The sequence below is a fragment of the Psychrobacillus sp. NPDC058041 genome, assembly GCF_042885655.1.
Taxonomy (GTDB): Bacteria; Bacillota; Bacilli; order Bacillales_A; family Planococcaceae; genus Psychrobacillus.
Map to the genome: position 1 here is coordinate 239,100 of NZ_JBHVRO010000004.1, position 22,218 is coordinate 261,317.

At 37.2% G+C, this 22,218-nt stretch carries 20 protein-coding genes; 16 read left to right on the forward strand and 4 right to left on the reverse strand.

The features are described from left to right. The first annotated feature begins 49 nt into the window (after nucleotides 1–49). From ACFVR1_RS08675 to ACFVR1_RS08705, 7 genes are all read left to right on the forward strand, one after another. Nucleotides 50–1,033: a diaminopimelate dehydrogenase gene (locus ACFVR1_RS08675; protein ID WP_387583028.1), complete on the forward strand. Its 984-nt coding sequence runs from the start codon at nucleotides 50–52 to the stop codon at nucleotides 1,031–1,033. Between the two features lie 57 nt (nucleotides 1,034–1,090). Continuing rightward, a complete protein-coding gene (locus ACFVR1_RS08680) occupies nucleotides 1,091–2,035 on the forward strand; it encodes a dipeptidase (protein ID WP_387583030.1) in 945 nt (314 codons plus the stop codon). A 144-nt stretch (nucleotides 2,036–2,179) separates the two neighbouring features. Next, nucleotides 2,180–2,653 (forward strand): hypothetical protein, encoded by a 474-nt coding sequence (locus ACFVR1_RS08685; RefSeq protein WP_387583031.1) that lies wholly within the window; start codon nucleotides 2,180–2,182, stop codon nucleotides 2,651–2,653. Nucleotides 2,654–2,665: 12 nt separating this feature from the next. Further along, the gene (locus ACFVR1_RS08690) at nucleotides 2,666–3,040 is read left to right on the forward strand and encodes a YobA family protein (RefSeq protein WP_387583034.1); all 375 of its coding nucleotides are present in this window, start codon (nucleotides 2,666–2,668) and stop codon (nucleotides 3,038–3,040) included. A gap of 153 nt (nucleotides 3,041–3,193) precedes the next feature. Beyond that, entirely contained in the window at nucleotides 3,194–4,369 is a 1,176-nt protein-coding gene (locus tag ACFVR1_RS08695) for an MFS transporter (RefSeq protein ID WP_387583036.1), read from the forward strand. Nucleotides 4,370–4,507: 138 nt separating this feature from the next. Beyond that, nucleotides 4,508–5,521 carry a beta-carotene 15,15'-monooxygenase gene (locus ACFVR1_RS08700; RefSeq protein ID WP_387583039.1) on the forward strand — a complete coding sequence of 338 codons (1,014 nt, stop codon included), beginning with the start codon at nucleotides 4,508–4,510 and terminating at the stop codon, nucleotides 5,519–5,521. 94 nt (nucleotides 5,522–5,615) lie between these two features. After that, nucleotides 5,616–6,221, forward strand: a complete 606-nt coding sequence (locus ACFVR1_RS08705; protein WP_387583041.1) for an alpha/beta hydrolase — start codon at nucleotides 5,616–5,618, stop codon at nucleotides 6,219–6,221. A 140-nt stretch (nucleotides 6,222–6,361) separates the two neighbouring features. On the opposite strand, the gene ACFVR1_RS08710 is transcribed toward ACFVR1_RS08705, so the two are convergent. Further along, a complete protein-coding gene (locus ACFVR1_RS08710; protein ID WP_387583044.1) occupies nucleotides 6,362–8,494 on the reverse strand; it encodes an MMPL family transporter in 2,133 nt (710 codons plus the stop codon). A 104-nt stretch (nucleotides 8,495–8,598) separates the two neighbouring features. On the opposite strand from ACFVR1_RS08710, the gene ACFVR1_RS08715 reads away from it, so the two are divergent. Then, nucleotides 8,599–9,228 carry a pentapeptide repeat-containing protein gene (locus ACFVR1_RS08715; protein ID WP_387583046.1) on the forward strand — a complete coding sequence of 210 codons (630 nt, stop codon included), beginning with the start codon at nucleotides 8,599–8,601 and terminating at the stop codon, nucleotides 9,226–9,228. A 35-nt stretch (nucleotides 9,229–9,263) separates the two neighbouring features. On the opposite strand, the gene ACFVR1_RS08720 is transcribed toward ACFVR1_RS08715, so the two are convergent. Next, nucleotides 9,264–10,262, reverse strand: a complete 999-nt coding sequence (locus tag ACFVR1_RS08720; RefSeq protein ID WP_387583048.1) for an inorganic phosphate transporter — start codon at nucleotides 10,260–10,262, stop codon at nucleotides 9,264–9,266. Nucleotides 10,263–10,274: 12 nt separating this feature from the next. Continuing rightward, the gene (locus ACFVR1_RS08725) at nucleotides 10,275–10,895 is read right to left on the reverse strand and encodes a DUF47 domain-containing protein (RefSeq protein ID WP_387583051.1); all 621 of its coding nucleotides are present in this window, start codon (nucleotides 10,893–10,895) and stop codon (nucleotides 10,275–10,277) included. 302 nt (nucleotides 10,896–11,197) lie between these two features. Between ACFVR1_RS08725 and ACFVR1_RS08730 the strand changes: the two genes are divergently transcribed. The 5 genes from ACFVR1_RS08730 to ACFVR1_RS08750 all read left to right on the forward strand — a co-directional run bounded on the left by ACFVR1_RS08730 (nucleotide 11,198) and on the right by ACFVR1_RS08750 (nucleotide 16,685). Further along, nucleotides 11,198–11,722 carry an NfeD family membrane protein gene (locus ACFVR1_RS08730; protein WP_387583053.1) on the forward strand — a complete coding sequence of 175 codons (525 nt, stop codon included), beginning with the start codon at nucleotides 11,198–11,200 and terminating at the stop codon, nucleotides 11,720–11,722. A gap of 75 nt (nucleotides 11,723–11,797) precedes the next feature. After that, nucleotides 11,798–13,309, forward strand: coding sequence for a flotillin lipid rafts scaffold protein FloT (locus ACFVR1_RS08735; RefSeq protein WP_387583306.1), 1,512 nt, complete (start codon nucleotides 11,798–11,800; stop codon nucleotides 13,307–13,309). A 296-nt stretch (nucleotides 13,310–13,605) separates the two neighbouring features. Next, nucleotides 13,606–14,544, forward strand: a complete 939-nt coding sequence (locus tag ACFVR1_RS08740; RefSeq protein WP_387583056.1) for an HD-GYP domain-containing protein — start codon at nucleotides 13,606–13,608, stop codon at nucleotides 14,542–14,544. Between the two features lie 251 nt (nucleotides 14,545–14,795). Beyond that, nucleotides 14,796–16,172, forward strand: a complete 1,377-nt coding sequence (fumC, locus tag ACFVR1_RS08745) for a class II fumarate hydratase (RefSeq protein ID WP_387583058.1) — start codon at nucleotides 14,796–14,798, stop codon at nucleotides 16,170–16,172. Between the two features lie 21 nt (nucleotides 16,173–16,193). Then, the gene (locus ACFVR1_RS08750) at nucleotides 16,194–16,685 is read left to right on the forward strand and encodes a PCYCGC motif-containing (lipo)protein (protein ID WP_387583060.1); all 492 of its coding nucleotides are present in this window, start codon (nucleotides 16,194–16,196) and stop codon (nucleotides 16,683–16,685) included. A gap of 776 nt (nucleotides 16,686–17,461) precedes the next feature. On the opposite strand, the gene ACFVR1_RS08755 is transcribed toward ACFVR1_RS08750, so the two are convergent. Further along, a complete protein-coding gene (locus ACFVR1_RS08755; protein WP_387583063.1) occupies nucleotides 17,462–18,592 on the reverse strand; it encodes a cysteine desulfurase family protein in 1,131 nt (376 codons plus the stop codon). 127 nt (nucleotides 18,593–18,719) lie between these two features. Between ACFVR1_RS08755 and nadB the strand changes: the two genes are divergently transcribed. Genes nadB through nadA form a run of 3 tightly spaced genes read left to right on the forward strand, consistent with a single transcriptional unit; the run spans nucleotide 18,720 to nucleotide 22,216 of the window. Next, complete coding sequence (gene nadB, locus ACFVR1_RS08760) at nucleotides 18,720–20,300, forward strand: L-aspartate oxidase (RefSeq protein ID WP_387583065.1); 1,581 nt, start codon at nucleotides 18,720–18,722, stop codon at nucleotides 20,298–20,300. Next, nucleotides 20,269–21,114, forward strand: a complete 846-nt coding sequence (gene nadC, locus ACFVR1_RS08765; protein ID WP_387583067.1) for a carboxylating nicotinate-nucleotide diphosphorylase — start codon at nucleotides 20,269–20,271, stop codon at nucleotides 21,112–21,114. The genes nadB and nadC overlap by 32 nt, the downstream gene beginning before the upstream one ends. Next, complete coding sequence (gene nadA / locus ACFVR1_RS08770) at nucleotides 21,110–22,216, forward strand: quinolinate synthase NadA (RefSeq protein WP_387583309.1); 1,107 nt, start codon at nucleotides 21,110–21,112, stop codon at nucleotides 22,214–22,216. The genes nadC and nadA overlap by 5 nt, the downstream gene beginning before the upstream one ends. Nucleotides 22,217–22,218 lie beyond the last annotated feature (2 nt).

The window sequence follows — 22,218 nt, forward strand, 5'->3', positions numbered from 1 at the left end:
TATGTATGTATTTTTATTAATAAAGTTATTTTGATGGAGGAAAAGACGAATGAGCAAAATTCGAATTGGTATTGTAGGGTACGGAAATCTAGGGCGCGGTGTTCAATTTGCAATAAAGCAAAACCCAGATATGGAGCTAGTAGCAGTATTCACAAGACGTGACCCATCTACAGTTCAAGTAAATGATGCTTCGGTTGGTGTGTATTTAGTGGATGATGTAAAAGATTTCAAGGATAAAGTAGATGTCATGATTTTATGTGGTGGTTCTGCAACAGATCTGCCAGAACAAACACCACAACTTGCACAAGACTTCCACACAGTAGATAGCTTTGATACACATGCATTAATTCCTGAGTTCTTTGAAAAAGTGGATAAATCAGCGAAAGCTTCAGATAAAATAAGTATTATTTCTGTTGGATGGGATCCAGGCTTATTTTCATTAAATAGATTGCTTGGGGAAGTTGTTCTTCCAGAAGGGAATACCTATACATTTTGGGGAGACGGCTTAAGCCAAGGACATTCAGATGCAATACGCCGAATTGAAGGTGTAAAAAATGCAGTTCAATATACACTTCCTGTAAAAGAAGCTGTAGACCGTGTTCGTAACGGCGAACAGCCTTCTCTTTCTACGAGAGAAAAGCATACGAGAGAATGCTATGTTGTACTAGAGGCTGGTGCGAACAAAGAGCAAGTAGAACAACAAATCGTCTCGATGCCTAATTACTTTGCTGACTATGATACGACCGTACATTTTATTTCGGAAGATGAATTGAAAAAAGACCATGGTGGAATGCCTCACGGAGGTTTCGTTATTCGCAGTGGAGTAAGTGGAGCGAATGACCAACAATTAATGGAGTTTTCATTAAAACTTGATAGCAATCCAAACTTCACTTCAAGTGTATTAGTTGCGTATGCAAGAGCTGCATACAAGCTTGGCCATGCTGGTCAAAGTGGTGCAAAAACAGTTTATGATATTCCTTTAGGATTGTTATCACCTAAATCAGCAGAACAGTTAAGAGCAGAATTACTATAAAAATAAAACCGGTGCCTCTTTCATTAGAGTACCGGTTTTTGTATAGGGGAGAAGACTGTGAAGATATACGATTTGCATTGTGATGTGTTATATAAACTAGCAAGGTCCGAGAACCCAATCCCTTTTGAAGATTCTCCATTGCTACAGGCGAACAAAAAAGCATTAGAAGCTGGTGAGGTAGCTCTTCAGGTATTTGCGGTGTTTGTATCAGAAGGGTTTCCAAAAGAGAAACAATTTATGGAGGCAATCCGTCAAATTGAATTTTTTCATACAGAAATTGTAGGGAAACATGATAATGTAGTTGCAATTTACAAGTGGGAGCAACTACAAACGCTACAAGAAGGACAAATTGGAGCTGTATTATCACTAGAAGGTCTCGATATGATCGACGGAGATATTCATAAGCTAAAGCTATTATTATCCCACGGAGTAAAATTAGTTGGTCTTACATGGAATGGAGCTAATGAGGTCGCGGATGGTGCATCGGAGAATTCAGGAACTGGATTAACATCTTTTGGAGAAGAAGTTATAGCTTATTTGAACGAACATAATATTATTATCGATGTATCCCATTTGAGTGAAAAGTCATTTTGGGATGTATTACCCAAAGCAAAGTGGCTCATGGCAAGTCACTCAAATGCTCGATCAATATGTGATTCGGCTAGAAATTTAACAGATAATCAATTAAAAGCATTAGTTAATAGAAATTCACCAATTCATGTTGTATACTATCCACAGTTTATTAATAATTCTAAAAAGTCAGTAGAAATGCAAGACTTAGTGGAGCATGTGGATCATATTGTTTCTCTTGGCGGTAAACATTTGATAGGATTGGGTTCAGACTTCGATGGAATTGGGGAATTCGTTTTTGAACTTGAAGATGCCTCCAAAACGCAGAATTTAGTAAAGCAATTATTAAAAAGCTTTTCTACTAAAGAAGTAGAAGGATTTACATCGCAAAACTTTGGGAGATTTGTCTATCAGATTAGCAAGGAGGAATAATATTGAGTAGTTTGCCCGATTGGTTCTTTGCTGTAGCGATTGCAGTAGTCATTTGTTTCATCCTTGTTGCAGAGTGGTTAACGCGAAGAGGGTAGAGAGTATGGTATACTAGACAAATGAAAAAACGAGAGAAAGAGGAATTACATGTTAACATTTGAAGAGAAAGAAGCTATTATCCAAGAATTTGCGGAACTAACTCGAAGAGAAGTATCGATGAAACGAGTAAATTACCATTATGAAGATAGCTTATACGAAAAAACGACAGTCATTTATCATCTTCATCCAAATGGGAATGGGTTTGTATATGTAGGAGATCTTCCGCAATATGAAGCAGCCGATGATAAAGGACTATTAAATATTCGTGAAGCTTCGGCAGAAGAATTAAGAAAAATAATTAAAGACTCTATTGCTTATTTATCTACTGAGGAAGAAGAGTTATTAGATGAAGAAGTAGAAGAAGAATGGAAAAACAAAGAAGATTCCAAGCTAACGTTATTACAAGAAGATACACTTTGGAATATTTATCATGGCTATAACTTAGAAGAAAGCTTTGGTTCTTATGACGAAGCAAAATCTTATCTTTTAGAAGAAGGCTTCCGCCTCGTTGGGAAGAAGTAAGGAGGTCTTCATATGAAGGGGAAGTATACTGTTTTCATCATTCTAGCGATTATTCTCGTCGCAATTGGAGCTACTTTTTATTTTGTTATGCAATTTTTTGAAGACAATCCGACCCAACCTCAACCGATTGGTTATAGTACAGGCATTATTGTTGAAATGAATGACAGCAGTATTTTGGTTGTAAGTGATTTATCGGAAGAGGAAGCAAGAAACCTCTCTGTCGAAGAAGCTACAGATACTGGTAAAAATGCGACATGGTTTTCATTAACAATGGATCAGCGAAATCAGTTAAAGCTGTATGATGAAGTGAAAGTTGGGTATGAAACACTGGATGAGTCATTTCCAGCTCAAGGAACTGCGAAAACGGTTGAGAAGTTAAATGAATAATAAAAGGACCGATGTAACGAGAGGATATATTCTCCGTTCATCGGTTTTTTAACATATTCAAGTTAACGAGGGCTGTCGCTGTTGATAAGTGTAGAAAAGAATGTTACTCTTTTGCGAGTGTGTAGTTTTTTGGATGAAAGTAGGTACTCTTTAATGACAAAAGATCAACGAAAGAAATTATTTGTATTAATGATAAATATGTTTATTGCGGTAGCAAGTTTTGGAATTATCATTCCAATACTGCCTTCATATTTAAAGTCAATTGGACAAGGTGGAACTGCAGCTGGCCTTATGATTGCCATTTTTGCGGGTGCACAGCTTATTGCGTCTCCAATTGCTGGGAAATGGGCAGACCAATATGGAAGAAGGATTATGATCATTGCAGGATTAAGTGGTTTAGCATTATCTATGTTTGTTTTTTATCTGTCGGATTCGGTGGGTATTTTGTATGTCTCACGTGTTATCGGTGGAATAGGAGCAGCATTATTAATCCCCGCAATCTTTGCATATGTAGCGGATATTACAACCATGGATCAACGTGCAAAAGGGAATAGTTTCATTTCAGCTTCTATGTCGCTCGGTATTGTAATTGGTCCTGGGGTCGGTGGGTTTTTGGCAGATTTCGGTTTGAAAATGCCACTACTAATTTCAGCAATTGTTGGAGTCGTGGCAGTTGTATTTTCTATGTTTGTGCTGAAGGAAAGTAAGCCTGAAGAAAGTGGTGCACCTGAAAACAAACCAGAGCCTATGGTGAAGGAGATTGTCCAATCGTTTAAAAAGCCGTATTTTATTCCACTTGTCATAACACTTGTGATGAGCTTTGGTTTAATGGCGTATGAATCGGTTCTTGGACTTTTTGTAGACAACGAGTTTGGTGCTTCTCCTCAAGATATCGCATGGATGGTAACGGCGACGGGAATTGTAAGTGTAATAGTTCAATTGTTTGCTGTTGATAAGATCGTACGCCGCTTTGGTGAGGCAAACGTATTGAAAATATTCTTAGGTATCACTGCCTTAGGATTTTTCTTGTCCATCGTAGCTTCAAGTTACGCGTTTTTCTTCATAATTACAATGATTATTTTCCTCTCTACTTCTATTTTACGTCCAGTACTTACGACGCTAATCTCGAAGTTAGCAGGTCAAGAGCAAGGCTTTGCAATGGGAATGAATAATGCATATATGAGTATAGGGAATGTGTTAGGTCCATTACTTGCTGGATTATTATATGATGTGCATATTATTTACCCATTTGTATTAGGATTGATTGTGCTACTTATTACAATGATCGGGTCGATTTTATGGAAGGGTTCAAAAAAGTTAGTAGTATAAAAAATGCTGTTCCGTAAAGTTAATTACGGAGCAGCTTTTTTTGTAAACCTCTTTTTGGAGAATATTCCATATCACGCTGGTATTGTACAAAAACAGAAAGGTATAATGAAACAAAGAACACAGAAAAGGGGGATATGTATGGTTTACCGTAAAACCCGTAAAGCTCATTTTGCAATGGCTTTTCTTCTTCTAGTGCTTGCTTCCAATTTTCTTCTGTATCAACCAAGTGTCCAAGATTTTTTATCTCTTCAAGTTACACGTGAGGCAGTAATCGGATCTCTAATTGATTTGGCAATTGTCGTACCTTTTCTGTTTTATCTAGCATTTAAAATTTCTATTAAGCAAACGATTGGACTAATGGTCGCTGGGTTAGTAATTGCTAGATTAATAATTCCATCCGAATTGTTCGCGTCGTATGCTGTAATTCTTTATTCAGGTGTTGCAATAGAAGCTTTACTAATCCTCGCAGAACTTGGCTTGTTGTTTTTGGTCATTTGGAAAGTTCCGCAAATTCGAAGGGATATAGAGGAAACTGCTTTATTTAGTCTGCTACCAGCCGTAGAAAAAGTTGTGACGAAAAATATATTCATTCAAATCGTCATGTCCGAATTGCTAATGATGTATTATGTATTTTTTTCTTGGAATAAGAAAGCGCCAAACCATGCAGGTGTAGTGACGATGCATAAAAAGACAAGTGCAGTAGCGATGAATATTATGCTGATACATGCAATTGTTATTGAAACAATTGGCCTTCATTGGTGGCTACATGAAAAATCGATTGTGCTATCAATCATTATACTCATTTTGAATATATATACGGTACTATTCTTTATAGCAGACATTCAAATAACTAGACTGCATCCATTGGAAATTAAAAATGGAAAACTTTATATTACACAAGGATTGACAGCTCGAATTATTGTGCCACTCAGCAAGATAAAAGATGTTGAGTGGGGAGGAGTACTTCCAAGTAAAGAAACATTGCAATTTATATATCGTGATTTTGAGGAAGTAGTTCCACATGGGGTTATCTACCTACATGAACCAATAGAAGCAACAACATTCATGGGAATGAAGAAAAGTGTAACGGAGTTTTCTATTCGAGTGGATGAGCCGGAAAAGTTGAAAGCACTTCTCGGTAAGTTGGAGTAATCGCTTTCTTAGTTGGGAGCCTCTTTAATTGACCTAGAAATTGATTCAAGTTATAATTATCTCAAATTCGAGATAATTATAAAGGAGTTTTAACATGAAGCATGTTTTTTATAAAGGGACAGATTCAACGCGACCAACATTATTGCTTTTGCACGGTACAGGTGGAAATGAGCATGATCTAGTGGGTTTGGGTAAAGAAATAGACAGCTCGGCAAATATCTTAAGTGTTCGTGGAAATGTATTAGAAAATGGAATGCCTCGTTTTTTTAAACGCTTAGCTGAAGGTGTATTTGATTTGGAGGATTTGAAATTCCGAACAGAGGAATTAAAAAAATTCATTGATGAAGCAGCTGAAAACTATGAGTTTGAGCGAGATAATGTTGTGGCTATTGGGTATTCAAACGGTGCTAATATCGCGGCAAATCTATTGTTTGAATATGAAAGTGTATTAAAAGGTGCAATTTTACACCATCCAATGGTACCAAGACGTGGTGTGGAATTACCTTCGCTTTTAGGAACTCCAGTATTCATAGGAGCGGGAAAAAACGATTTTATGTGCCCGGCTACGGAATCCGAGGATTTACGTGACATGCTAAAAGGTGCGGGAGCAGAAGTAGAGTTGTTTTGGCATGCCTATGGTCATCAGTTAACGCAAGATGAGGTGCAAGCAGCGAAGGGCTGGTATCAAACTAAGTTTTAATCGGAAAAATGGGAGAATCGGTCGAATACGACAAATAATCGGTCGAATCAAGCTCAAAATCGGTCGAATAAGACAAATAATCGGTCGAAACAAACAATAAAGCCAAGCAGAAAATCTCTTCTGCTTGGCTGTTATCTTTCTTAATGCCATTTACTCGCTTTATATGGACCTTTTCTAAAAGGCATCCACCAATTCCATTTACCGAGAAGCTTCATTAAGCTTGGTACTAATAATAATCGAATAATTGATGCATCGATGGCGATGGCAATTGCAATTCCGACGCCAATTTGCTTAACTGGCATCACATCGGTAAATGCAAAGGCACCTGTGATAACAATCATAATGAGTGCTGCGGAAGTAATAATTTTACTAGTGGACGTAAGCCCATCAATCGTAGCAGCCGTATTATCAAGACTTTTCGAATACTCTTCTTGAATACGAGAAATTAAAAACACTTCGTAGTCCATACTTAATCCGAACACTAAACTAAATACAATAACGGGTATGATCAGTGCAATAGATGTTGCCTCTATTCCAAGATGTCCGTATTGGAAAATGTAAACGAGTATACCGAATGTAGAAGAAAGCCCGATCACATTCATAATAATAGCCTTTAAAGGGATTAAGATGGAACGGAATGCAATCATTAAAATAACAAAAGTGGATCCTAAAATGATTGCTAGCAGTACTCCTACTTTATTAAATATTTCATCGAAAATTTCTTGATTAAATTTTGGACGACCACCTAGCATCGTATCAACGCCTAAATCTTTTTCAGACCATTCGCGAGCCCAATCTTGTGCCTCGGTAGAAGAGCCGTTCAATTTAAGAGTTACTGGGATTAATAATTTGTCTTTTTGAACAAATGTATCGAGCAAAGGAGTTAACTGCCCTTTTATTTCTGGAACTTGCATGCTTTGCTCCCATTGTTCTACAGTGGGAATTTTACTTGCAGTAAAGATGGAATTAATGGAATCTACATCTTTATCGGCCAGTAATTGTTCTTCTAATTTCTTCATTTCTTTCAGACCTTCTGTATTCTCCCAGCCATCTTTACGTTCTGCAATCATATAGATAGTTGACTTTTCACCTAAACCAAACTCCTTATCCATTAATTCAAAAGCTTGTCGAGAATCAAAAGAAAGTGGCAATGAATCCACGCTTGGTATAGCTAATTTCATATCCTTGACTGGAATAATACCAATCCCTAATACAATTAATGCTACAAGTATTAAAGGTACAGGGTGTTTCATTACATACGAAGCAAAGCTACGCCATCTAGTAGAAGCTCCTGGTTTCACACGTATAATTGTCCATTTATTAATACGATCTTTAAGTAAAAGTAGTATCGCTGGTAGCAATGTGATAGATGCTAAAACAGCCATCAATACGACAAGCATACCGCCTAGTGCAATATTTTGGAATATTTCTACTTTCATTACAAGCATCGCACCTAATCCAATAAATACACAAACTGCTGAGAAAATAATGGAGCGACCTGCAGTCAAAATAGCTGTTTGCACTGCGTCTTGCGCCGAATAGTTTATTCGCTCCTCTTTGTATCGATTGATTAGTAATAAGGCAAAATCGATGCTGAGCGCTAACCCTAACATTGGAATAATATTCATGACGAATATGGATAAATCCATCGTACCGCTAAACAAAGTCATCATTCCAAAAGTGGTTACGACTGTAATAACACCAACAACAAGCGGTATAAACGCAGCAATGACACTCCCAAATGCGAGTATGAGAACAATGATCGCAATTGGTAAACCGATTGCCTCAGCGCTTACTAAGTCCTTTTGGCTAGCACTATTAATATCTTTATTAATCGCAGCTCCGCCCGTTAATGTAACTCCTTTTTCGTCATTGATCGCATCTCTTAAAGTATCCACTACTCCTGGTAAATCATTTGTATCGCTATTAAAATGTAACATAGCATAAGCGACATGATCCTTGTAAAGAGAGGAGTCATCCAATGGGGATTGAATGGATTCTGCTATATGCAGCTCTTCAATATTTGCTAAAGTCTTTTTTATTGTTTCATCGGTTGTGTGATCGAACACTACAAACATTGTCTCGGCAGGTAGGTCAAACGTATCTGTCAATTCCTTCATGACTTGCTGATGTTCTCCGTCTGTTTTAAAACCGTCACCTTGTAATAAACCAGGCAACCGAATTGCAAAAATAGCTAAAATAATAAATAGTATTAACCAAGCAATCAGAATTGTTTTATAGTAACGTGTTACTACATTAGATAAAAAAAGCATACATTTCCTCCTAACACATATCTATCCCTTATTGTACTGGAAAGAAGTGAGAACATGCTAATATAATGTTAAAATGATAGAATCCATAAAGGGAGGAATAAAAAATGAAAATTGCTCCACCGAAATTACCTAGTTCTCTAACGGATTTGAATATAAAAGAGGCGTTTCTAGAAGATAATTATGTTTCCGGAGGAATTGTGACATCTTTCGATTTAGACGAAGTGCTAGAGGATAAAGTTATTTTTGATCAAATTCACTTTCAACATATTTCGATGGAAGGCACTCAATTTCACCAAGTAGAATTTATTGATTGTTTATTTGAGAAATGTGATTTATCTAATGTTGATTTTGGGGACGCCGTGTTCCACCGGGTAGAAATAAGAAACTCCAAATTATTAGGATCGAATATTTCTCAAAGTAGACTTACTGAGGTGAAAATTGAAGACTCGGTTGCAAATTACACGAGTATTAGTTTTTCTAAACTCAAAAAAGTCGCATTTAACCGAACTACGCTAAATCGTGCTGATTTTATTGAAGCGTCATTTGATAAAGTAAGTTTTGAAAAATGTGAATTGGATGGAGCTAATTTTACGGAGACATCATTAGAAAATATTGATTTGAGCTCTAATACATATGAGCAACTTACGGTTTCCATGGAGAAGCTTGCAGATTGTACTGTATCTACCGAACAAGCAATTGGGTTTGCAAAATCATTAGGGCTAATCGTAAAATAATAAAACCCCTTGTCCAAAAGACAAGGGGATCTCTTTTAAAAAATTAAACTAAGAACTCTGTAAATGACAGCTGCCAACATTGCAGAAATCGGTAGTGTTATGACCCAAGTAAGGACAATTTTTTTTGCTACTCCCCATTTTACACCTTTCACACGTTGAGCTGCTCCAACTCCCATAATCGCAGAAGAGATAACATGTGTTGTGGAAACAGGTAAATGAATTGTAGTTGCCCCGAAAATAATCATAGCAGATGATAAATCAGCTGCTGCTCCGTTGATCGGACGAATTTTCATGATTTTTCCGCCAACTGTTTTAATGATTTTATATCCACCAATAGAAGTTCCTAGTCCCATTGCAGTTGCGGCTGCTATACGAACCCACAACTGAATATCATCAGATGTTTGTAATTCTGCAGCAATCAAAGCCATAGTGATAATTCCCATTGCTTTTTGAGCATCATTTGTACCATGTGTAAAAGATTGTAGTGCTGCTGTTCCGATTTGGAACGTGCGGAATCCTTTATTGGTTCCATATAAGCTCCTGTTTTTAAAGATTACTTTAAATAAAGACATCATTAAAAACCCAACTACAATCGCAATGAATGGAGAAATAATTAACGCTTCTAAGATTTTAACAAACCCAGTGTAGTTTAGTATCGCAAAACCAGCTGCAGAAATCGCAGCACCGGCAATAGAACCAATTAGTGCATGGGATGAACTAGATGGAATTCCGTAATACCAAGTAACTAAGTTCCAGATAATAGCTGAAAGTAGCGCAGCAAGAATAACTAGTGATCCGTTTTGTAGAGCAAATGGATCTACAATATCTTTCGTTATCGTTTTGGCAACCCCAGTAAAAGTAAGTGCCCCAACAAAGTTCATAGTTGCAGCCATCAGAATAGCTACTCTTGGCTTTAAAGCTCTCGTTGAAACAGATGTTGCGATTGCGTTAGCTGTATCATGAAATCCATTGATAAAGTCAAAGCCTAGTGCGCAAATAACAACAAGAATGGTGAGAAAGAGTACATAATCCATATAAACGCTCTCCTACGCATTACGCATGATAATTGTTTCAAGCGTATTAGCTACGTTTTGACAAAAATCTGCGATATCTTCTAATTGTTCATATATATCTTTAAATTGGATAATTCGAATAGGATCTTTTTCTTTTAAGAATAATTGTTTAATCGATGAACGCAATACTTCGTCACATTTTCGTTCGTAATCTTTAATAAGAATAGAGTGTTCATGCATTTGAAGTAATTTTTTATGAGCAAGGAGCTCCATAGCTTTTACGATTTCATCCGTACTTTTAACAATGTAACCTAAAAAAGTACGCATAGATTCATCAATTTCAATAAGAGAATACATTTCTAAATGGGCAGTGAAGTTATCAATTCCATCTAAAATATCGTCCATTGTAATAGCTAATTGCAGAATGTCTTCACGTTCAATTGGAGTCATAAAGGATTTATTGAGCATAACAATTAAATCATGAATTAAAGTATCTCCGGCAGTCTCGAAATTTTTTAAATGTACACTAATTTCCTTTAAGTCTGAAAAAGTGTTAATACGAAAATCGTCTGCATAATGAGCGGCTTCCTGTACATTTTTGGCAATTTTTAATAAGGAAGAAAAAAATGGATCTGGTTTTCTTGAACTAATCATAAAAGCCTCCTGGACTTTAAGAATTTTTTGTTGTCGTTAATCTCAAATATCATAACAAAAAAAATGCAAAATCTACACACTTTTTACTTAAAGATTGCGAAATTTACAATCCTGTAACATTACTCCCTAAAATAAGGTTACAATTATGTAATGAAAGCGTTTTAATTTCTAATTATTCGATTTATTGAAAGAATTGTCGAATAAAAAAGAATATAATTTAGGTGTAATAAATCTTTTTTAGCAAAAAAGTAAAAATATGAAACTTTCTGAAATCGCAATCGTATATATTAATTAGATGGATATTGAACAAGAAAGGAGTGGTAAAAATCGAACAATTCTTTTTATATGGTTTAATCATTGTAGGACTTATCACGATTTTATATGTATTGTTTGCGGATGCAATTGATGGTATGGATGCAGGCATTTTTAACCCAACTGTGATTTTATCATTTATTTTATTCGTATGTGCAACTGGTTTTATATTATTAAAACTTACCGAGTGGAGTAATACGGTTATTATCGTCACTGCATTTATTGTTTCTTGTATTCTGTCGTTCTTGTTATACTTTTTTGTTTTGTTACCGTTGTCATCTGCGGAAGTTTCAACTGCATATACAGACCAATCTTTGCAAGGTTCAGTGGGGAAAGTTATCGTTCCCATTCCTAAAGACGGATTTGGAGAAATTGTCATTGAAACGGTGAACGGGTTGATATCAAAACGAGCAGCTGAATATGACAATGAAGAAATTGATTATGGTAAAAAAGTGTTAGTCATTGATGTAGCAGGTGGAACATTTCTTGTAAAAGAATATGAACCATTGAAATAATAAAAAGGGGGAATAAGGTTGATAGATTTAAGTCTTTTAATAATCATTGGAATTGTTGTGTTCGTTATAGTAATAATGCTTGCGGTGTACGTTACAAAGTACCGAACAGTTGGACCAGATGAAGCATTGATCGTAACAGGAAGTTATTTAGGGTCGAAAAATGTACATACAGACGACTCTGGAAATCGTATTAAAATAATTCGTGGTGGAGGTACATTTGTATATCCAGTATTCCAACAAGGCGAACCGCTTAGTCTTCTATCTAGTAAATTAGAGGTTACAACACCTGAAGTATATACGGAGCAAGGAGTTCCCGTTATGGCGGATGGTACGGCGATTATTAAAATAGGTGGTTCTATTTCTGAAATTGCAACTGCTGCGGAACAATTTCTAGGAAAATCAAAAGCAGATCGCGAAAACGAAGCGAAGGAAGTATTAGAAGGCCACTTACGTTCCATATTAGGATCCATGACAGTAGAAGAGATTTATAAAAATCGTGACAAGTTTTCTCAGGAAGTACAACGTGTTGCTTCTCAAGATTTGGCGAAGATGGGTTTAATCATTGTTTCCTTTACAATTAAAGATGTTCGAGACAAAAATGGCTATTTAGACTCTTTAGGGAAACCAAGAATTGCTCAAGTGAAACGAGACGCAGACATTGCGACGGCTGAAGCAGAAAAAGAAACACGTATTAAACGTGCGGAAGCGTCAAAGGATGCGCAACGAGCTGAGATAGAACGAGCTACAGAAATTGCGGAAGCGGAAAAAGAAAATCAATTAAAAGTAGCAGAATACCGTCGTGAACAAGATATTGCAAAAGCTCGCGCCGACCAAGCATATGAATTAGAAACTGCTCGATCAAAACAAGAAGTAACCGAACAAGAAATGCAAATTCAAATTATCGAGCGTCAAAAACAAATTGAATTGGAAGAAAAAGAAATATTACGTCGTGAAAAGCAATATGACTCCGAAGTAAAGAAAAAAGCAGATGCTGATCGTTATGCGATTGAACAAAATGCAGCAGCAGCTAAGTCTCGTGAAATTGCAGAAGCAGATGCAGAAAAGTACCGAATTGAAGCAAAAGCAAAAGCGGATGCGGAAAAAGTACGTCTTGACGGACTTGCAAAAGCAGATTCCCAACGAGCACAAGGTGAATCTGAAGCAGATGTTATTCGCTTAAAAGGTCTTGCGGAAGCGGAAGCAAAACGTAAAATTGCAGAAGCATTTGAAATGTACGGTCAAGCAGCAGTTCTAGACATGATTGTTCACATGCTACCTGAATATGCGAAGCAAATCGCAAGTCCACTTTCAAATATCGACAAAATTACAGTAGTAGATACAGGAAGTGGAGAAGGCGGAGGGGGAGCAAACAAAATCACCTCTTATGCAACCAACTTAATGTCTACTCTTCAAGAAACATTAAAAGCATCTTCTGGAATTGATGTAAAGGAAATGTTAGAGAACTACGCCGGAAAAGGAAATATCCGTCCGAGCATCGAACAACTTACGCAAGAAGTAAAGAGTGCAAACCTTAAACAACCAACAGAACAATTGGATAACAAAAAAGCAGAAGAAGTGAAGGTATAATAATAGTAGAAGAGAGTCGAAACGCTATATGCGTTTTGACTCTCTTTTTTTGTATAGTATTTGGATTATCGTCCTGCAAAACCAGTGTTCATCGAACCGCCGTAGAGGAAATCAGGAGGCATTCATATGTTACTCTTCTTGAAAGGACTGGGCGTCTGTTTGCCCAATTTTTATTATAAGAATCAATTATTCTTTTCTTATGTATTGTACTAGTGTAAAAATTTTGACTACTTGTTATAATAAAATATACTGTTAATTCGTCATTTTTCTACAAAATAATCCTATGGAGGTATAGTATGAATAAACCAAAATCTCAATCTTACCGTAATTATGATCAAAATGGATATCCTGTGCTTCGTTTAGGATATGCAGACGTTGTATTGCTTGGAAGATGGGATGGTTTGTCGAATGCCCTTTTTACATTGTATAAAAACAGAACTTTTTGGGTGAAATACGATATGGGAGATAATAATCAGACGATAGAAGCCTATACACTTCTCAACGGAATTGTGGAAATGGAATACGAGGGAAAAAGACGTGTAATAGAAATTGGTGAAACAATCGATGCTTCCAAATATGAAAATATTATTTCGTTTTATGGGAAAACAGAAGCGGATATCCTTATAAAAATGAACTCTGAAAAGTTTGAACAGAATTTTTTTGAAACGAAACTTTTACAAAAAGAGGCGGACGCAATTGAAGCAGTTGACGGCTATACTTATATGCATTGTAACCGTATTAAAGATTATTCATTAGAAGTTTGGAACTATCTAAAACTACCAGTAGAAAGTCTGAGTAGACTTAGATGGGGTGCTTATTTTCATGATATAGGAAAGCGTGACATACCAATTGAAATATTAAATAAGTCCGGGAAGTTAACTGCAGAGGAATGGGAAATCATGAAATCCCATACGACCCTAGGTGCAGATATTATGAGAAAGCATTCTATAAAATGGCTGGAAGATAGTGCTTTTATTGTAGAGCAGCATCATGAAAGGTATGACGGGAAGGGATATCCTTTTGGGCTTAAAGGCGATGAAATCACATTAGAAGCTTCCATTGTTTCAGTTGTTGATGCTTTTGATGCAATGACCACCGATAGAGTGTATAAAAAGGCACTATCTATAGAAGAAGCTATTAAAGAACTTGGAAAAGGCAAAGGTACACAGTTTAATCCTGTAGTAGTAGATGCTTTTATCGAAATATTAAAGAATAAACAATTTGAGTGGATTTAATTGTTAGAGCTTTCCATTGAATTTATAGAATATGAATGAAAAATTATCAAGAACCAAAGATTATAGTGCGAAGTCGCTTTAATTGTAGAAGTGCATCACGAGCGATATGATAGAAAAGAATATCCACATGGAATAATGAGAGAAGAAATACTTTAAAAGTTGGTATGTAGTTTAATCCCACTGGGGTAGATTAATTTAGATAAAGTTGAATGAAAGAAATAACGAGTGGCAATGAAAAGGAGTGGAGAAAAATGTCTTTTCGTATTGAGCATGATTCTATGGGAGAAATTAAAGTTCCACAAGATAGTCTTTGGGGAGCACAAACACAAAGATCGAAAGAAAACTTTAAAATTGGTAATGAAAAAATGCCGATTGGTGTTGTTCATGGATTAGCCCTATTAAAAAAATCAGCAGCAATTGTTAGTCATTCTCTTGGCAACTTATCCGAAGATAAAAAAGATGCAATTATCGCTGCCGCTGACGAAATACTAGCTGGCAAACTAGATGCGCATTTTCCATTAGTCGTCTGGCAAACGGGTAGTGGTACACAATCGAATATGAATGTGAATGAAGTTATTGCCCATCGTGGTAATCAAATTCTTGAACAAAAAGGCAGTGAAGAACGTCTTCATCCAAATGATGATGTAAATAAATCACAGAGCTCGAATGATACATTTCCAACAGCATTACATATTGCAGGAGTACTTGCAGTAGAACAACGGCTTTTACCAGCAATTGATGTTTTAAAAGAAACGATTGGGAAGAAATCAGAACAATTCATGGATATCGTGAAAATTGGCCGTACACACTTACAAGATGCAACACCTCTTTCACTTGGGCAAGAATTCAGTGGATGGCATAGAATGTTAGAAAAGTCATCGAAAATGATCTTGCAAAGTGTGCAAGATATGAAAGAGTTAGCAATTGGTGGAACCGCAGTAGGGACGGGTCTAAACGCTCCAAAAGGATTCGGCGATTTGGTTGCAGCTGAAATTTCCAAAGCTTTAGGAATAGTATTCACTTCTGCAAAAAATAAGTTTCATTCCTTAACAAGCTATGATGATGTTGTATATGTGCATGGTGCTGTGAAGGCACTTGCGGCAGATTTAATGAAAATCGCAAATGATGTTCGATTACTTGCAAGTGGACCTAGATCTGGAATAGGGGAGATTACTATCCCCGAAAATGAACCAGGAAGTTCCATTATGCCTGGTAAAGTAAACCCTACACAAAGTGAAGCAATGACAATGGTTGTTGCGCAAGTAATGGGGAATGATACTACCATTAGTTTTGCAGCAAGCCAGGGGAATTATCAACTAAATGTTTTCAAACCTGTAATTATTCATAATTTCCTTCAGTCTGTTGGATTAATAAGTGATGCAATTATTAGCTTTAACAATAACTGTGCGATTGGAATTGAGCCTAATCTGGAAACAATTCAACATCATGTGAACAATTCACTTATGCTTGTTACAGCATTAAATCCTTATATCGGTTATGAGAATGCAGCGAAAATAGCAAAATATGCACATAAAAACGGTTCAACATTAAAAGAAGCAGCGATAGGACTTAATTTACTAACAGCTGAAAAATTTGATGAAATCGTACGACCTGAAAAAATGATCTAATCTGAAGAGGAAGTTTATAAAATGAAAAAGTTATTATTTCTATTGTTTAGTGCTTTATTAGTGCTTTCTGCTTGTGGTCAAAAAGGTTCTCAAGAAAAACAAGAAGACCATGAAAATCATATCGCTCATTTAGCTAATGGTGATTTACAAGAGACAACAGCATCCGCTGACGTTTTGCCTACATTTTTAGACAGTCAATCCGAAGATATGAAAATTGTTTACCAAGCAGCGGCAAAAGCAAATGATGTGTTAAAATGGATGCCTTGCTACTGTGGTTGCGGAGATAGTGCAGGTCATGTGAGCAACTTTAACTGTTTCGTGCATGATATAAAAGAAGGTGGAGAAGTTGTTTGGGATGATCATGGAACTCGTTGTACTACATGTTTAGAGACTGCCGTAATGTCTATTCAAATGGTACAAGAAGGAAAATCATTTATCGAAATTCGTAATGCTATCGATAAAGCTTATAGTGATGGCTATGCTGCTCCAACTGATACACCAATGCCTTCATAAAAATTAATACAGCTCCTTTTCATTTTAAAATGAGAAGGAGCTTTTTTTTACAAAGAAAGGAAAAATATTTTCAAAAATTACTTCACCTTAAAGTATCATTCTCTAGTTATTCAAACTAAACGCATACTGTTCACACAAGTTCCAAGAGGGCGACAGACAAACATTCACTACAAAATTACAGAAAAAATGGATCGTGAAGACAAAGTCACTTCACGATTCATTACTCTAACGGTAATGATGTAGCTAATGTTTCTTCCAAATCACTCAGGAAATGGTAAAGACAAGTTGAACTTAAAAAAGATGCTTGCGTTTTTATTACAAAATAAGAAAGTATATGACGTAGCACTACCATAAATCCAGTGTTCCTAGTACTTGAAATAATTAAACAATACCGTGAATTTCCGTTTCAGGTGGACGCGTTCCGCGGGGTGAGCGATGAGCCATCACCGCCGCTACGCGTTCGTTGTGATGGCTAATCTGTCTCACTCATCCCGCAGGAGTCGCCACCTTTCACTACAATCCAATAAGTGAGTAGTACATAACAAGAAGCTGTAGCCCATTGATCGCTAAGAGGATAGAATTAGTTTAAGTAAACGTAGTGATTATTCAATCTTTTAATGGTTGTTGAATAAGAGATGCTATTAACGGTAATAGTGTAGCCAAAACCTTTTTTGCGACGCGTAACCGCAGGAGCAAATGTTTCGACCAAATCACTCTGGAATTAGTGAAGAACAAAATGCTAAAAGGGCGCTGGCGCTTTTCTTACCCGACTTCTCTTAATGATTAGAATCCTCTGTAATTTGTAGAAGGGCTTGGATTAAATGTTCAATATTCTCCTCTGATGTACTTGGTCCAAAAGAAATACGGAAGAACTGTCTTGCTTCATCTATATCATATCCCATTGCCAAAATTGCCTTAGTACCAGATGCGCTATTTACGTCACAAGCGCTCCCGGTAGAAATGTAAATTCCTAATTCATTTAGCTTCAGCATAACAAGCTGACCTTCCATTCCTAAAATACGCATTCCGCAAACGCTGGGAAATTGAAATTGCGAGGGTGCCTCGACAAATGTGCAATTTGTTCCTCTAAATGCTTCTTGCATACGTCTACGAAAAGTCCAATGCCGGTCAATTATTTGTTCTTCTTGCTCATGTTGTAAGGCAACTGCAAAAGCTGCTATTGCTGGGGTATCAATAGTTCCACCTCTTAAGCTTTTCTCATGAGTCAGACCAGGAAATAGCGGCTGAACGGGGCAACGAGGATTTATATAAATGGCCCCACATCCCTTAGGTCCTCCGATTTTATGTGCGGAAAAGGTCATTGCATCTACATCATTTGAAAAGGTATCTAAAGGTAATTTGCCAAAAGACTGAACGCAATCAACATGAAAACGTACTCCGTATTGCTTGGTTATCTGTGCAATTGCTTCAATTGGTTGTATCGAACCAATCTCGGGATTAACATGCTGGATGGAAAGTAAAATTGTATCTTCTGTTATGGCTTCTTTTATTGCTGTTAATGAAACAATTCCTTCTTCGGTGAAAGGTAACCTTGTAACCTTGAACCCTTCTATTTCTAAACTATTCATTGCCGCATGAACAGATGTATGCTCAGCCATAGATGTAATAATATGCTTACCTTTGCCACGATTTGCTAATGCTCTTGCTATGCTCATAATGGCAATTAAATTGCCTTCTGTTCCGCTCCCAGTAAAATACACCCCATCCGGATTAACATGTGCAGATTGGGCAATCTTTTGACGTGACTGTTCTACTAATAAAGCAGCCTTGTTTCCTGCGTCGTGTGGACTTGAAGGGTTAGCAGTAAAATAGGTAGCTGCTTGTAAATAAGTAGCAAGAGCATTTTCTGTCATTGGCATAGAAGCTGCATAGTCCAAATAATTCATTCCATGTTCCTCCATTTTGTATGATTTTCCTGCTTGGCATTAGTTATTTTATTGCTATAAATCTCTTGTCATAAGTATAGTTTTATGTAAAGATAGGTGTCAAGACAACTGTAAAGAAGGCGGAAGGATGAAAGTTACCACGGACGTTATCATTATTGGTAGCGGAGTCGCGGCTTTGCAAGCTGCAAAGTTTATCGGGAGACAAATGTCTGTGCATATTCTCACTAAATCTGAAGTTACAAGTAGTAGTTCCTATTATGCGCAAGGCGGAATTGCAGTAGTGATGGATGAAAATGATCATATTGAAACCCATATTCAAGACACATTGGAGGCTGGTGTACACCATCATCACCTAAAAGTAGTTGATTCTCTTGTGAAAGACGGGAAGGAAAGCGTCCATGCATTAATAAAAGAAGGACTTCCAGTAGATCGAAACATAGACGGGACTATCAAACTTGGTATGGAGGGCGCCCATAGTAGTCATCGAATCGTTCATAGTGGAGGAGATGCAAGTGGGAGGGCATTAGTAGATCATTTGCTGTTGCAACTTCCTCCAAGAGTGACCATACACGACTATGAGTTGGCATATGAGTTAATTGTCAACATAGAAGGTCGCTGTATAGGGGTAAAAACAAAAAGTACAGATGGGCAAATAACAACTTTTTTTGCTTCACATATCGTTATTGCTTCTGGTGGAGCAGGTGCTCTATATCCAATTACTTCCAATCGACCGAATAATTTGGGAGATGGGATAGCGCTTGCTTATCGTGCAGGAGCCGCAGTGGCGGATATGGAATTTGTACAATTTCACCCAAGTCTATTATTTGTTAACGGGGAAGCGAAAGGACTAGTTTCCGAAGCTGTTAGAGGAGAAGGAGGTATATTCGTCGATGAACAAAATCATCCGATTATGCACGGTCTACATCCTTTATCAGATTTAGCTCCTCGACATATAACAGCCTATGAAATGTATAAAAGACGGGCAATGGGAAAACAGGTATTCCTCGATGTTTCAGCAATTGAGCATTTTGAAATAAAGTTTCCAACGATTACAGCTTTATGCCGTGAACATCATATTTCAATTCAGAAAGGCTATATTCCAATTGCGCCAGGAAGTCACTTTTTAATGGGGGGAGTCGTGGCGGATAGCTGCGGAAGAACTTCTATTCCAGGTCTATATGCAGTAGGAGAAGTAGCTTGCACAGGTGTTCACGGAGCAAATAGGCTAGCAAGTAATTCATTATTAGAAGGTATTACGTTTGGTAAAAACATGGCATCCTACATTTGTGAACAGGGTCCAGTAAAATACTCAACAAAAGTATTAACCAATACAGAACCACTTGCTAATAGATGGCCTTATTCAGAAAAACACCAATTGCGACAAGATATGATGGCTTATGCAGGAATAGTAAGAGATGGAGAGACTTTGAGTTTGCTAGCACAAAAGCTTTCGTTTGTGGATCAGACACTGCATCAAAGTTTAGATTTAATGACAATAGACGAAACAGAATTATACTTTATGCATATTGTCGCTTCACTCATTGCTCGTTCAGCACTCATGAGGACAGAGTCTAGGGGAGCACATATAAGAACAGATTTTAAAGAAATAAATCCAGAATGGGCTGAACGTTGGATTTTGATACAGCAAGGAAATGTATATATAAGGAGCGAGCTACATGAACCACATCAAACTGGAGTCTATGCTTAAGCAATTTTATATAGAAGATATTGGAGATGGAGATCTTTCAAGCGAAAGAATATTTCCACAGGACGAGGAAGGAACCTTTACTTTTTACGCAAAAGAGGACGGCATTTTTTGCGGCGGCGACGTCATTAAATATGGTTTCAAAGTATTGGATGAGGAAACAAATGTTTCTTTATTAAAAAAAGATGGTGAATTAGTAAAAAAAGGAGACCCATTAGCGAAAATAGAAGGACGTTTGCATACTTTACTTTCAGGAGAGCGAGTTATTCTCAATTTAGTACAACGTATGAGCGGCATTGCTACCGCAGCTGCAAATGCAGTAAAGGAAACTTCGGGAACATCTGCACGCATTTGTGATACACGTAAAACAACTCCTGGACTCCGTATGCTTGAAAAATATGCTGTGCGAACTGGCGGTGCTTTTAATCATCGAAATGGGTTATATGACGCTATTATGTTAAAAGATAATCATATCTCCTTTGCAGGTAGCATTAAAGAAGCAGTTGCAAAAGCTCGTGCTTCGATTGGTCATACTGTGAAAATTGAAGTAGAGATTGAATCGAAGGAACAGTTAATCGAAGCGATTGAGGCTGGAGCAGATATTATTATGTTTGATAACCGTACACCAGAAGAAATTAAAGAATGGCTTTCACTCGTACCTTCCCATATAGCAACTGAAGCATCTGGTGGGATTACACTTACCAATATTCGAGCATACGCGGAAACGGGAGTTCAATGGATTTCACTTGGTGCATTAACACATACCGTAAAAGCGTTGGATATTAGTGCGCTTGTTGAATTGAAAGGAGTAGATTGAAATGATAACTGATTTATTTCAAACAAAATCGATGCTTCCAGATGAATATCGTCATTTATCACGTGAAGAGATGGAGCAGCGAGTACATGATATAAAGCGCAGCCTTGGCACCAAGCTATTTATTCCTGGCCATCATTATCAAAAGGATGAAGTTATTCAATTTGCTGATGTAACTGGTGATTCTTTGCAGCTTGCTCAAATTGCCGCTGCAAATCGTGAAGCAGAGCATATCGTTTTTTGTGGTGTGCATTTCATGGCAGAAACTGCCGATATGCTGACAAATGAGGAACAAAAGGTTTATTTACCAGATATGCGAGCAGGTTGTTCGATGGCTGACATGGCAAATATTTATCAAACCGAAGAAGCTTGGGCTGAACTCCAAGCGATTTTTGGTGACACGATTATCCCATTGACGTATGTGAATTCTACAGCTGCTATTAAAGCTTTTACAGGGCACTACGGCGGTGCATGTGTGACATCTTCCAACGCTAAACAGATGGTGAAATGGGCACTTACACAAAAGGAACGATTATTATTTTTGCCTGACCAACATTTAGGACGTAACACTGCCTATGATCTCGGTGTTCCTTTAGAGCAAATGGCTGTATGGAATCCCATTAAAAATGAACTAGAATATAAAGGGAACCTATCAGAAGTAAAGGTTATTTTATGGAAAGGCCATTGTTCAGTCCATGAAGGCTTCACAGTAGAAAATGTTCGTCATATTCGAGAGACAAAGCCACATATGAATATTATTGTTCATCCAGAATGTAGTCGTGAAGTGGTAGCTGCTTCGGATGATAGTGGATCGACGAAATATATTATTGATGTTATCCAAAATGCTCCAGCTGGCTCTTCTTGGGCAATTGGAACAGAGATGAATTTAGTTAAGCGAATTATTGCTGAGCACCCAGATAAAGAAATTATTTCACTAAATCCGAATATGTGCCCGTGTATGACCATGAATCGAATCGACTTACCACATCTTTTATGGGCATTGGATATGATCGTTCAAGGTGAGGGTGGTAACATTATTAAAGTTGAAGAACAAACTGCAATAGAGGCACGTTTATCCCTTCAACGAATGCTTGACCGAGCATAATA